10 protein-coding genes are annotated in these 12,779 nt (G+C 71.8%); 1 reads left to right on the top strand and 9 read right to left on the bottom strand.

The window, feature by feature from the left end; all coding sequences use genetic code 11:
* The first annotated feature begins 278 nt into the window (after positions 1 to 278).
* Entirely contained in the window at positions 279 to 1,196 is a 918-nt protein-coding gene (locus tag AB0J91_RS16555) for an SDR family oxidoreductase (RefSeq protein ID WP_363869247.1), read from the top strand.
* Here AB0J91_RS16555 and AB0J91_RS16550 read toward each other — a convergent pair.
* The 9 genes from AB0J91_RS16550 to murF form a co-directional block, all read right to left on the bottom strand.
* Positions 1,187 to 2,131, bottom strand: a complete 945-nt coding sequence (locus tag AB0J91_RS16550) for a transcriptional regulator (RefSeq protein ID WP_363869431.1) — start codon at positions 2,129 to 2,131, stop codon at positions 1,187 to 1,189. The genes AB0J91_RS16555 and AB0J91_RS16550 overlap by 10 nt on opposite strands.
* A 417-nt stretch (positions 2,132 to 2,548) precedes the next feature.
* Positions 2,549 to 3,781, bottom strand: a complete 1,233-nt coding sequence (locus AB0J91_RS16545) for a nitric oxide synthase oxygenase (protein WP_363869244.1) — start codon at positions 3,779 to 3,781, stop codon at positions 2,549 to 2,551.
* A gap of 58 nt (positions 3,782 to 3,839) precedes the next feature.
* Positions 3,840 to 4,565 (bottom strand): FtsQ-type POTRA domain-containing protein, encoded by a 726-nt coding sequence (locus AB0J91_RS16540; RefSeq protein WP_363789158.1) that lies wholly within the window; start codon positions 4,563 to 4,565, stop codon positions 3,840 to 3,842.
* Positions 4,562 to 6,019: a UDP-N-acetylmuramate--L-alanine ligase gene (murC, locus tag AB0J91_RS16535; protein ID WP_363869241.1), complete on the bottom strand. Its 1,458-nt coding sequence runs from the start codon at positions 6,017 to 6,019 to the stop codon at positions 4,562 to 4,564. Before murC ends, AB0J91_RS16540 begins: the two co-directional genes overlap by 4 nt.
* Positions 6,016 to 7,107, bottom strand: a complete 1,092-nt coding sequence (murG, locus tag AB0J91_RS16530) for an undecaprenyldiphospho-muramoylpentapeptide beta-N-acetylglucosaminyltransferase (RefSeq protein ID WP_363789321.1) — start codon at positions 7,105 to 7,107, stop codon at positions 6,016 to 6,018. Before murG ends, murC begins: the two co-directional genes overlap by 4 nt.
* A gap of 53 nt (positions 7,108 to 7,160) precedes the next feature.
* Positions 7,161 to 8,525: a putative lipid II flippase FtsW gene (ftsW, locus tag AB0J91_RS16525; protein WP_363869428.1), complete on the bottom strand. Its 1,365-nt coding sequence runs from the start codon at positions 8,523 to 8,525 to the stop codon at positions 7,161 to 7,163.
* 61 nt (positions 8,526 to 8,586) lie between these two features.
* A complete protein-coding gene (murD, locus tag AB0J91_RS16520; protein ID WP_363869238.1) occupies positions 8,587 to 9,984 on the bottom strand; it encodes a UDP-N-acetylmuramoyl-L-alanine--D-glutamate ligase in 1,398 nt (465 codons plus the stop codon).
* A 189-nt stretch (positions 9,985 to 10,173) separates the two neighbouring features.
* The gene (mraY, locus tag AB0J91_RS16515; RefSeq protein WP_132675152.1) at positions 10,174 to 11,241 is read right to left on the bottom strand and encodes a phospho-N-acetylmuramoyl-pentapeptide-transferase; all 1,068 of its coding nucleotides are present in this window, start codon (positions 11,239 to 11,241) and stop codon (positions 10,174 to 10,176) included.
* A complete protein-coding gene (murF, locus tag AB0J91_RS16510; protein ID WP_363789155.1) occupies positions 11,238 to 12,728 on the bottom strand; it encodes a UDP-N-acetylmuramoyl-tripeptide--D-alanyl-D-alanine ligase in 1,491 nt (496 codons plus the stop codon). The genes mraY and murF overlap by 4 nt, the downstream gene beginning before the upstream one ends.
* Positions 12,729 to 12,779 lie beyond the last annotated feature (51 nt).

The raw sequence follows: 12,779 nt of genomic DNA, 5'->3' as shown, positions 1-12,779 counted from the left end.
CTCGTCGTTTCCGCCCGACGTCGTCCGTGTAGCTCAGCGGGTCCGCCCGTTGCCGCAGCGAGCCCAGTTTCTCGTTCCTCCCCTTGCGATGAACGCGTCCGCGAACGTGATCACCACAACGAACACCGTACCTGGCCACCCGCTCACCCGGTTGAGGCAGTCGAGATTCGACAACGGGCTTCTTCGCAGCGGACAGCGCCGGGGAATCCGGACTGCAGGTGTCTGGATTGGCTGCGACCGTCTCCGTTCTCAGGGAACGAGACGTCAGGAAGGAAGCCATGGCAGCGGATCTGCGAGACAGGGTCGTGTTGGTCGCCGGGGCGACGCGGGGAGCCGGACGCGGGATCGCGGTGGAGCTCGGCGCGGCGGGCGCGACGGTGTACTGCACCGGGCGCACGACCCGGACCCAGCGCTCGGACTACGACCGCCCGGAGACCATTGAGGACACCGCCGAGATGGTCACGCGCGCGGGCGGGACGGGCATCGCGGTCCGGGTCGACCACACCGTCCCGGACGAGGTCCGGGACCTTGTGCGGCGCGTGGAGTCCGAGCAGGGGCGGCTGGACGTCCTGGTCAACGACCTCGGCGGTGAGCACCTGATGGACTGGAACAAGCCGATCTGGGAGCAGGACCTGACCAAGGGCCTGCAACGGCTGCGCACCGGCATCGAGGCGCACATGATCACCAGCCACTTCGCGCTCGCCCTGCTGAGCAGGCGCTCGGGCGGACTGGTCGTGGAGCTCACCGACGGCACGGCCGAGGTGAACGAGCGGTTCTACCGCAACGAGTGCGGCGCGTTCTTCGACGTCGCCAAGACGGCGTTGCACCGGCTGGCCCGCGCGCAGGGCGAGGAGCTGGCGCCGCTGGGCGGCACCGCGGTCTCGCTGACGCCCGGCTGGTTGCGCTCGGAGATGATGCTGGAGCACTACGGGGTCACCGAGGAGAACTGGCGCGAGTCCACCATCGCCCCACCGGGTTTCGCTATCGCCGAATCCCCCGCCTTCGTGGGCCGCGCGGTGGTGGCGTTGGCGAACGACCCGGACGTGGCGCGCTGGAACACCCGGTCGCTGTCCAGCGGATTCCTGGCCAAGGAGTACGGATTCACCGACACCGACGGCTCGCAGCCGGACTGCTGGCGGTTCGCGCTGGAGGTCGAGTGGGTCGGCGGGCAGGGAGACGCGGCCGACTACCGGTAGAGCGCGGCGAAGCGCTCGGCGGCGCTCGCGAGGTCCTGGCGCAGCGGTTCCGGTGCCAGGACCTCTGCTTCGGGTCCGAGCGCGAGGATCTGGGAGAACGCGACCTGCAGCGATTCGGCCCGGAACGTGGTGCGCACCCAGCCGTGCTCGTCGGGTTCTCCGGCGGCGGCCTCGGCTTCGGCAGCGGCCGGGCCGTCGACGGTGCCGCGCAGCCGGCGGAGCCCGGTGGGGCTGAGCCGGACCTCGACGTCGAGGGTGAGCAGCGAGCGGGAGAACTCCTCGGCGGTGCGGTCCCAGAACGCGGCGAGGTCGAAGGTCTCGTCGCGGACGAACTCCTCCCCCTCGTCGACCTCGCGGAACCGGTCGACCCGGTAGGTCCGGAACCGCCCGTCGCAGCGCGCGGCCAGGTACCAGACACCGGCCTTGAGGACGAGACCGTGCGGTTCGAGCTCGCGCCGGACGAGGCGTTCACCGCGCTGGTAGCCGACGGTGATCCGCAGGTCGCGCCACACCGCGCGGCCGATTTCCGCCAGCAGGGCGGGTGTTTCGGCTTCCCGGAACCAGCGGGGAGCGTCGAGGTGGAACCGCTGCCCGACCCGCTGCGGCGCGTCCTGGAACGGCGGCGCCAGCGCCGCGGCCGCCTTCAGGCGGGCGGCCTCGACCGCCTCGCCCAGCCCCATGTCGATCGCGGCTCCCGGCACCCCGGACAGGAACAGCGCCTCGGCTTCCTCGCGGTGCAGACCGTTGAGCTTCGACCGGTAGCCGCCGAGCAACCGGTACCCGCCACCGCGCCCGCGCTCGGCGTAGACCGGCACCCCGGCCTCGGCCAGCGCCAGCACGTCGCGCGCCACCGTCCGCTCGGAGACCTCCAGCTCGCGCGCCAGCTCAGGCCCGTTCATCGACCCCCGGACCTGCAACAAGCACAACAACGACACCAACCGAGCAGCCCGCACCCCCGGAGCCTACGACCGCACCCCGACAACCCGACCGCGCCGCGACTCGTGGACCCGGATTACCGCCGTGATCAGGCCACCGAATACCGCGGCAATCCGGGTCCCTGCTACCGGGGTGTTCCGGCTGTTGAACCTCCGGGCCAACGGCGCCTGCTGACCAGGATTCGGGTACGAGCGGAACTTGTACCGGAGCTTCATGCATCAATCGGATCGATGTTCTGTTGCAGGAAAACCACTTTCGCTACACACCGCACGAAAGTGATTTCACTGCAAATCCACAACGCTCAGTCAGCAAGATGAACCCAGAGCCCCTGCGATCACCGTTCTGCGTCACCCACTCCGGTCGCAACTGCGCAGGCCAATGAAGAACCCTTCATACCTGCGCTGAAACCCGGCGGCTCAGGCGAAGTGGGGTGGGCCTCCGGTGAGGGCGCGTTGGGTGGCCTCGTCGTCGGCGTAGTAGTTCGGGCCCGGGGCTTCCTCGTCGTAGTAGCGGTGGAAGACCGGGGTCTGGGCGCCCGACATCGGCGGGACGATCCACGACCAGTCGACCGGGCACTTGCGCCCCGCCGACTCCTCCCTCTCCAGGTGGGTCAGGAAGCGGTGCGATTCGGTGTGGTGATCGGTGATCGTCACGCCGGCCCGCTGGTAGGAGTGCAGGACGGCGCGGTTGAGCTCGACCAGCGCGCGGTCCCGCCACAGGGTGTCCTCGCGCGAGGTGTCCAGGCCCAGGCGCTCGGCGACGACCGGGACGAGGTTGTAGCGGTCGGTGTCGGCGAAGTTGCGGGCGCCGATCTCGGTGCCCATGTACCAGCCGTTGAACGGCGCGGCCGGGTACGAGACGCCGCCGATGCTCAGCCGCATGTTGCTGATGACCGGAACCGCGTGCCAGCGCAGCCCGAGCTCGGCGAACCACGGCAGCTCGGGATGGGTCATCGGGACCTCGTGCACCACGTCCGGGGGCAGCGCGAACATGTGCGCCCCCTCCTCGCGGGTCTCCACCACCAGCGGCAGCGGATCGAACCCCGTGCGGCGGGCCGGTGCCCGCCAGCCGAAACCGGTGACGGTCTCGGTGAACCGGGCGTAGCGCGGGTCGCCGAGCACCTTGCCGTCCTGGTCGCGGTAACCGGCGTAGCGGATGAGCTGCTCGTTCCAGATCCGCGGCGCGGGCCGCTGCGGGGTTTCCGGCGGGAAGACGCTGATCACCGGGCGGATCTTGCCGCCGTTGGTGGCCATCCGCAGGTGCTCGACGCAGTGCGCGGCCACCCCGGAGACCGTGTGCACGTCGCGCAGGTCGCGGACCTTGAGGCTGCGCCAGTACAACCGGCCGATGCAGCGGGCGCTGTTGCGCCAGGCGACCTTCGCGCCGTAGGAGAGCTCGTCGGGGGTGTGCCGGTAGGTGCCGGTCGTCTCGACCTCGTAGCGCATCCGCGCCAGCCGCTGCTGGATCGGGGCCTCGACGCGGTTCTCGGCGTGGAACAGCCGCAGGAACTCCTCGGCCTCGGCGAGGTCGATCGCGGGTGCTCTGGGCGCGGGTGGCGGTGGGACGGGTCGTAATCGGCGGGTCCGTTCCGCCGCACCGGATCCCCCGGAGAAGACCGCCTCCGGCGCTTCACCACTCACCCTGAACACGCCGCCACGTTAGCGCGACGGAAACGATCTTGATCCGGTGCCGTTCGTTGACGGCCGTTCAGGCGACCGTGGGCAGCGCGGGTGTCGTAACGTCGTAGACCTTGCCGGGGCGGGTCAGCAGCGGCGTCAGGATCAGCGCCTTGCGCTGGGTGTCCTTCAACGAACCCCAGTCGACGGTGCGACCGCCGGTGAGCTCCAGCCGCACGTCGCTCGGGCTGCCCGCCACCACCGCGGTCACCTCGCCCCGCACCGGGACCGGCAGTGCCACCAGCACCGACAGCGCGGCTCGGGTGGTGGGGTCGTCGGCGGCGGCCTTCGGCGCGCGCAGTTCCGGCACACCGGCGGGCGGTTGGGCGACCGTCTCGAACGGCACCCCTGCCAGGTCGAGCACCCGGATCCCGTCGGTGGCGCGGAAGTACGCCGCCGGGGTCCGCTCGGTGACCTGGATGATCACGGTCGACGGCCAGTCCAGCACCGCCGTCGCGTCGGCGACCTTCGGCAAGCCGCGCAGGTGCTCCCGGATCTGCCCCGGATCCACCCGCAGCATCGGCGTGCCCTCGGCGACCCCGGCGGCCTGGACCACCGCGTCGGAGGGCAGACCCTCGTTGCCCTCCACGCGCACCGCGCGCACGCCCAGCAGCGGCGAGAAGTAGACGACCAGGAAACCGATGGTCGCCACCGCCAGCACGCCCGGCAGCAGGAAGCGCCGCCAGGCCGGAGCGGGCGGCGCGCTCCGGCGCACCGGACGGCGCCGCGCTCGCTCCGCCGCGCTCCGGTCCGTCACCCGTGGTCCTCCCCGTTGCCGTTGCCGCCGGAAGCGAGGGCCCGGTCGAGCTCGCCGAGGATCTCCGGACCGAGCATCGTCACGTCACCCGCACCCATGGTCAGCACCAGGTCGCCGGGACGCACCAGGCCCGCGACGCGCGGGCCCGCGTCGGTGAAGGACGGCTCGAAGTGCACGTTCTCGGCGGACAGCGGGATCGCGTCGGAGATCAGCTTGCCGGTCACGCCCGGCTGCGGGTCCTCCCGCGCGCCGTAGACGTCGAGCACGACGACCTCGTCGGCCATGCCCAGGGCCTCGGCGAACTCGGCGGCGAACGTCGCGGTCCGGGAGAACAGGTGCGGCTGGAACACCACGATCAACCGGCCCGCACCGACGACCGGGCGGGCCGCGCGCAGCTGTGCGGCGACCTCGGTCGGGTGGTGCGCGTAGTCGTCGTAGACGCGAATGCCGTTGACCCGGCCCTTGAACTCGAAGCGGCGCCGCACACCGCCGAACGCGGCCAGACCTTCCAGCATCCCCTCCAGCGGGGCGCCGAGCTCCAGACCGGCCAGCAGGGCCGCGACGGCGTTGCCCGCCATGTGCTCGCCGGGGACGGCGACCTGCACGTCGACCAGCTCGCCGGACACGCCCACCAGCTCCACCGACACCACGCCGATGCCCTGGGTGGCGCGGTAGCCGGCCAGCCGGGCGTCGCCGCCGGCGGTCGCGTTCGCGCCGTAGCGGCGGACCCGCACGCCGGCGGATTCCGCCTGCACCGCAAGGGCTTCCGCGCCGGGGTCGTCGGAGCAGGCGATGAGCACGCCGCCCGGTTCGATGCGGCCGATGAAGTCCTCGAAGACCTTGGTGTAGGCCTCGGCGGTGCCGTGGTGGTCCAGGTGGTCGGGTTCGACGTTGGTCACCACCGCCACCGACGGCGCGAACACCAGGAACGATCCGTCGCTCTCGTCGGCCTCGGCGACGAAGACCCCGCCGTCGCCGTGGTGGGCGTTGGCGCCGGACTCGTTGAGGTCGCCGCCGATGGCGAACGACGGGTCGATCCGGCAGTGCTGCAACGCCACGGTGAGCATCGAGGTGGTCGAGGTCTTGCCGTGCGTGCCCGCGACGCAGGCGACGCGGTGGTCGGACATCAGCCCGGCCAGCGCTTCGGCCCGCCGCAGCACGGTGATGCCGCGTTCCTGCGCGGCGACCAGCTCGGCGTTGTCCGGGCGGATCGCGGTGGAGACCACCACGGCCGTCGGCTCCTGGTCGAGCAGGTCGAGGTTCTCGGCGTGGTGCCCGATCCCGATGCTCGCGCCCTGGGCGCGCAGCGCCATGACGGTGCGCGAGTCGCGCGCGTCCGAGCCGGAGACCTGGCGGCCGCGGGCGAGCAGGATGCGGGCGATGCCGCTCATCCCGGCCCCACCGATGCCCACCAGGTGAACCCGATCGAGCAGTCGGTCCATGTCGGCGGTCATTGACCCGCCACCTCCATCACGATGCGGGCGAGCACCTGGTCGGCCTCGCGGTGGCCGCTGCCCATGGTGGCCTGGCTCATCATCTGCAGGCGCTGCGCGTCCAGCGCCATCGGGATGATCTCGTCGATGACCCGCTGCGGCGTCAGCTCTGCGTCGGCGACCAGCCGGGCTCCCCCGGCGCTGACCACCGGCTGAGCGTTGAGCGCCTGTTCACCGTTGCCGTGCGGCAGCGGCACGAACACGGCGGGCAGGCCGACGGCCGAGACCTCGGCGACGGTCATCGCACCGGACCGGCACACGACCAGGTCGGCGGCGGCGTAGGCGAGGTCCATCTTCTCCAGGTACGGCACGGTCCGGTAGATCGGCGCGCCCATGACCTGCTGGATGGCGACGCTGTTCTTGGGTCCGTGCGCGTGCAGCACGCCGATGCCGGCGCGGCCGAGCGCCTGCGCGGCACCGGAGAAGGCGGTGTTGAGCGTCTGCGCGCCCTGCGAACCGCCGAAGACCAGGATCGTCGGGGCGTGCGGGTGCAGCCCGAAGTGCTGGCGGGCCTGCATCCGCAGCTTCCAGCGGTCCAGCCGGGTGATCGATTCGCGCAGCGGGATGCCGATGGCCTGGGCACCGGGCAGGCCGCTGTCCGGCGTCGCCGCCAGCACCCGGGCGGCGAGCTTGGCGCCGACCTTGTTGGCGAGTCCGGCGCGGGCGTTGGCCTCGTGCACCACGATCGGCACCCGGCCGCGGGCGGCCAGGTAGGCGGGCAGCGAGACGTAGCCGCCGAAGCCGACGACGACGTGAGCGCCGACCTTGTCGAGCACGTCGCGGGTCTGGTGCACCGATTCGCGCACCTTCAGCGGCAGCTTGAGCAGGTCGGCGTTGGGCTTGCGGGGCATGGGCACCGGCGGGATCAGCTCCAGCGGATATCCGCGAGCCGGGACCAGCCGGTTCTCCAGTCCTCGTTCGGTGCCCAACGCGGTGATCTGGGCGTCGGGGCGGATGCGTCGTACCGCGTCGGCCAGCGCCAGGGCCGGTTCGATGTGCCCCGCAGTGCCGCCTCCGGCGACCACCACCGACAGCCGGCGCATGCCCATCGCAGCGCCCTGCGGTCCGCCCAGGTGCTGGATGCGGACCGTCTCGTCCCCGCTCAACGGTGTCCTCCTCGTGTCTGAGCCCGGGAGCCGGGCCCGCTGCGCGCACCTCGTGCGCGGGGTTCTGCTCCGCTCCGGCGCGTTCCGGACGCGCCGGAGCTCTTGGCGCCGGGCCGGGTCCGGGGAACGGGCCGGGAAGTCTTCCGCCTCGCCGGCGGGCGGTAGGGCGCCGGGGTGGGCAGTCGCAGCAGCTTGCCGACCCGTCCCGGTCCCAGAGACCGTAGCGCGGCGATGGCTTCGGGTTCGTGCCGGGCGAAGTTCGCGAGCAGGCCGAACACCAGCATGCTGGTCACCACCGAGGACCCGCCCGAGGAGATCAGCGGCAGCGGCAGGCCGGTGGTGGGCAGCAGGCCGACCACGTAGCCGATGTTGATCACGGCCTGGCCGACCAGCCAGGTGGTCAGGGTCGCCGCGACCAGCCGGATGAAGGGGTCGGTGTTGCGGAAGGCGATGCGCATGCCCACGTAGGCCGTGGTGGCGTACAGCATCAGCACTATGGCGCAGCCGATGAACCCGAGCTCCTCGCCGATGACCGCGAAGATGTAGTCGTTGTGCACGTTGGGCAGGTACTGCCACTTCGACCAGCCCTGGCCGAGGCCGCGGCCCACCAGTCCGCCATCGGCCAGCGCGAACAGCGCCTGCATGGCCTGGTAGCCGTTGCCGGAGGGGTCCGATGCCGGGTCGAGGAAGGACGTCAGCCGCGCCATCCGGTATTCGGCGATCATCGCCAGCACGATGCCGCCGGTGACCGCGCCCAGCGCCATCACGAGGAACAGGCGCAGCGGCGCTCCGGCGAACCACAGCAGCGCCAGCAGCACGACGAACAGCGTGATCGTCGAGCCGAGGTCGGGCTGCATCATCACGAGCGTGAACATCAGCAGCGCGGCGGGCACCACGGGGACCAGCAGGTGGCGGTACTGGGTCATCAGGCCGCGCTTGGTGACCAGCACGTGCCCGCCCCACAGCGCGAAGGCGATCTTGGCGAACTCGACGGGCTGGAACGACACGCCGGCGACGAAGAACCAGCTCCGGGCGCCGTTGAGCTCGGTGCCCACGCCGGGGATCAGCACGAGCACCAGGAGTCCGAGGCAGAAGGCCAGGATGCCGAGGCTGTAGCGGCGCAGCAGGCGCACCGGGGCGCGTAGCGCGACGTAGAACAGCACGAGCCCCGCGCCGCAGTACATGACCTGCTTGACGAACACGCTGTAGGACGAGCCGTCCCGGTTGAACGAGTCGACGCTGGACGCCGAGAGCACCATCACCAGGCCGAACACCGTGAGCAGGCCGAAGACGGCCAGCAGCAGGTGGAACGAGGCCAGCGGGCGGGTCAGCCAGGCGGTCAGCGTGGACAGCACCGTCACCCCGGCTCGCCTGCGTGGATCTCGCGCGGCAGCGCCCTTCGTCGCAGCGGTGGTCACCGGATCACCCACCGCGCGTCGTCGCCGCCGGGGTTTCGGACAGCACGTCGCGCACCGCGTCGGCGAAAGCCCTGCCGCGGTGGGCGTAGTCGGTGAACATGTCCATCGACGCTGCCGCGGGGGCGAGCAGCACCACCGAGCCGGGCCGCGCGCTGTCGTGCGCCAGGCGAACCGCTTCGAGCATGCCCGCATCGTCCCCCGATGCGACCTCGTGCACGGGCACATCCGGGGCGTGTCGGCCGAGTGCGGCGGAGAACTCGCCCTGGTCCCGGCCGATCAGCACCGCGGTCGCGAGCCGTCCGGCGTTGGCGCGGACCAGCTCGTCGACGTCGGCGCCCTTGAGCAGGCCACCCGCGATCCACACGACGGAGTCGTGGGCGCGCAGGGCGGCGTCGGCGGCGTGCGGGTTGGTGGCCTTGGAGTCGTCCACATAGGACACACCGTCGGCTTCGGCGATGAGCACCGAGCGGTGCGCTCCGGGCTCGAAGTCGCGCAGGCCCGCCGCGACGGCCGCCGGTTCGACGCCGTGCGCGCGGGCCAGCGCCGCCGCGGCCAGCGCGTTCGCCACGTTGTGCGGGCCCGCCGGGCGGACCTCGGACAGCCGGGCGAGTTCCACGTCATCACCGAAAGCGCGGTCGACCAGCCGGTCCTCGTCGACGCCGAGCTGACCGGCCTGCGGGACACCGAGGGTGAACGACACGCGCCGTCCCCCGGCGGCCTCGACGAGCCGGGGGGACCACTCGTCGTCGGCGTTGAACACCGCGACGTCGTTGCCCGCGAACACCTTCGCCTTCGCCTCGCCGTAGGACTCCAGCGAGCCGTGCCAGTCGAGGTGGTCGTCGGCGAGGTTGAGCACCGCACCGGCCTTCGGGCGCAGCGCCCGCTGCCAGTGCAGCTGGAAGCTGGAGAGCTCCACCGCCAGCACCCGGTGCCCAGCGCGGACCGCGTCCACCACGGGCAGCCCGACGTTCCCGCAGGCCACGACGTCGGCACCGGCGGCGCGCAGGATCGACTCCAGCATGCTCACCGTGGTCGTCTTGCCGTTCGTGCCGGTCACCGCGAGCCACGTCGCGGGGCCCTCGGGCCGCTCCTGGTCCAGCCACCAGGCGAGCTCGACCTCACCGATCACCTCGATCCCGCCGGCGGCGGCCGCGGCGGGCAGCGGTGCGTCGGGCCGCCAGCCGGGGCTGGTGACCACCAGGTCGGTTCCCTCCGGCGGGGTGTTGAGCCCGGGAACGAGCCGCGCGCCCTGGGATTCCAGCGAGGCGAGCGCGGCGAGCCGGTCCGCCGAACCGTCGGTGACCGTCACCTCGGCACCCGCCGCCAGCAGCGCCTCCGCCGCCGACCGCCCGGACACCCCGGCACCGGCGACCAGCACCCGCAACCCTCGGTACCGGCTCACGGCCCGCCTCCCTGCCTCGTCGTCGTGCGATTCATCGTCTTCGAGCGGCGAAGCCGCTCAGCCCACCCTAGGCACCGGCACCGCCGCGGGTCCTGAGCGGCTTCGTGGCGAGGACGGCCACTCCGCCGTGCGTGGGACAGCGGCGCCCGCGGTCCGCGGAGCCCTCAGGTTTCCGCCACGCGGAGATCCCTACCGCGCCAGCGCCAGCCAGTCGGCGTAGAAGAGCCCCACGCCGAACATGCAGCTGATGCCCGCCAGCACCCAGAACCGGATGATGACCGTGGTCTCGGCCCAGCCCGCCAGCTCGAAGTGGTGGTGGAACGGGGCCATCCGGAACAGGCGGCGGCGAGTCGTGCGGAACACCACGATCTGCAGCACCACCGACAGCGCCTCGACGACGAACACGCCACCGATGATGATCATCAGCAGTTCGGTGCGGGTCGCCATCGACAGGCCCGCCAGCAGACCGCCCAGCGCCAGCGAGCCGGTGTCACCCATGAAGATCTTCGCGGGCGCGGCGTTCCACCACAGGAACCCGACGCAGGCGGCCATCGCCGCCGCCGCGACCACCGCGATGTCCAGCGGGTCGCGCACCGTGTAGCAGCCCGGGGCCGGGCCGGCGCCGAAGCAGTCGTTGCGCAGCTGCCAGAACGCGATGAGCACGTAGGTCGCCAGCACCATCGCCGCCGTGCCGCCGGCAAGGCCGTCCATGCCGTCGGTGAAGTTGACCGCGTTGGACCAGCCGCTGATCGCGATGTAGGCGAAGATCACGAACCCGACCGCGCCGAACGAGATCACCGTGATGTCCCGCAGGAACGACAGGTCCACCGACGCCGGGGTGACGTCGTTCTGGTTCGGGAACTGGATCGCCAGGATCGCGAAAAGCACCGAGGCGACCAGCTGGCCGACCAGCTTCGCGGTCTTGTTCAGACCCAGGTTGCGCTGCTTGCGGATCTTGATGAAGTCGTCGAGGAACCCGACGATGCCCAGCGCCGTGGTCAGCCCCAGCACCAGCAGCCCGGTGGCGGTGGGCGGCTCGCCCATCACCAGGTGGGTGACCAGGTAGCCGCACCACATCGCGACCAGGATGGCCATGCCGCCCATCGTCGGCGTGCCGCGCTTGGCGGCGTGCTGGCCCTGCACCTCTTCGCGGATCTCCTGACCGAAGCCCTGCCGGGAGAACACCCGGATCAGGTAGGGCGTGAACAGGATCGAGACCACCAGCGCCACCGCGGCGGAAATCAGAATCGGCTTCACTGCTGCTGCTCTCCATTACCGCCATCGGCGAACAAGGCTTCCGCGACTCGCCACAGCCCGGCCGAGTTGGACGCCTTGGTCAAGACCACATCACCCGGACGCAGCTCGGCGCGCAGCAGCGCGACGGCCTCGTCGATGTCCGCAACGAGCACCGATTCCTCTCCCCACGACCCTTCCAGCGATGCGGCCTGGTGCATCGCCTGGGCCTGTTCGCCGACCACCACGAGCCGGTCGATGTTCAGCCGGACGGCCAGCCGCCCGATCTCGTCATGCGCCTCCACGTCGGCGTCGCCGAGCTCGGCCATCGGCCCGAGCACGGCCCACGCCCGCGCGGGGCGGCCCCTGGTCATCGCGGCCAGCGTCTTCAGCGCGGCGCGCACCGACTCGGGGTTGGCGTTGTAGGCGTCGTTGACCACGGTGACGCCGTTCGGGGTCTCGGCGACCTCCATGCGTCGCGCGGAGACCCGCTGGATGGAGCCCAGCCGTTCGGCGACCTGCGGCAGCGTCGCGCCCAGCTCAAGCGCCACGGCCGCGGCCGACAGGGCGTTGCCGACGTGGTGCTCGCCGAACAGCGGCAGCGTCACGCGCGCCGTGGTCCGCCCGGCCGGGGTTCCCTCTCCGGTGACCAGCGTGAACGTCGGCCGCGCGAGCTCGTCGACCTCGACGTCCTCGGCGCGCACGTGGGCTTTCGGGGACTCGCCTACGAAGACCACCCGCGCCCGGGTGCGCTCGGCCATCGCCGCCACCAGCGGGTCGTCGGCGTTGAGCACCGCGACTCCGTCGGCGGGCAGCGACTCCACGAGCTCGCCCTTGGCCTGCGCGACCGCCTCCTGCGAGCCGAACTCGCCCAGGTGGGCGTGACCGACGTTGAGGACCACGCCGATGCGCGGCGGGGCGACCTCGCAGAGGCTCGCGATGTGGCCGACACCGCGAGCCGACAGCTCCAGCACGAGGTGCCGGGTCTGCTCGTCGGCGCGCAGCACCGTCCACGGGTGGCCGAGCTCGTTGTTGAACGAGCCGGGCGGCGCGACCGTCGGCCCCATCGGGGCCAGCAGCTGCGCGATCAGGTCCTTGGTGGACGTCTTGCCGGACGAGCCGGTCACGCCGACGACGGCGAGCTCCGGCAGCCGGTCCACGACGTGGCGGGCCAGCTTCGCCAGCCCGGCCAGCACGGCCGCTCCGGTGCCGTCGGTGTCGCCGGCCAGCGCCATGGCGCTGGAGCGCTCCTCGACCGGCACCGTCGGCACCAGCACTGCGGGGGCGTCCACCTCGCGCGCGGCGAGCACGCCGGTCGCGCCGTCGGTGATGGACTGCGCGGCGAAGTCGTGCCCGTCGACGCGTTCTCCCGGCACGGCCACGAAAAGCCCGCCGTCGGTGATCTTGCGCGAGTCGAACTCGACCCCGGCGCTGACGATCTCCGAACCTTCCGCACGGTGAAGCCTGCCGTCCACCGCCGAAGCGATGTCAGCAAGGCTGAGCCGGATCAACCTGCCTCCTCGGTGTTCTTGCGGGACATCCGCGTCCGGCAGGCCGGGTTG

Source organism: Saccharopolyspora sp. NPDC049357, assembly GCF_040677225.1.
Lineage (GTDB): Bacteria > Actinomycetota > Actinomycetes > Mycobacteriales > Pseudonocardiaceae > Saccharopolyspora.
The sequence above is the reverse complement of the archived record's forward strand: the minus strand, read 5'-3'. Positions and strand labels throughout refer to the sequence as shown.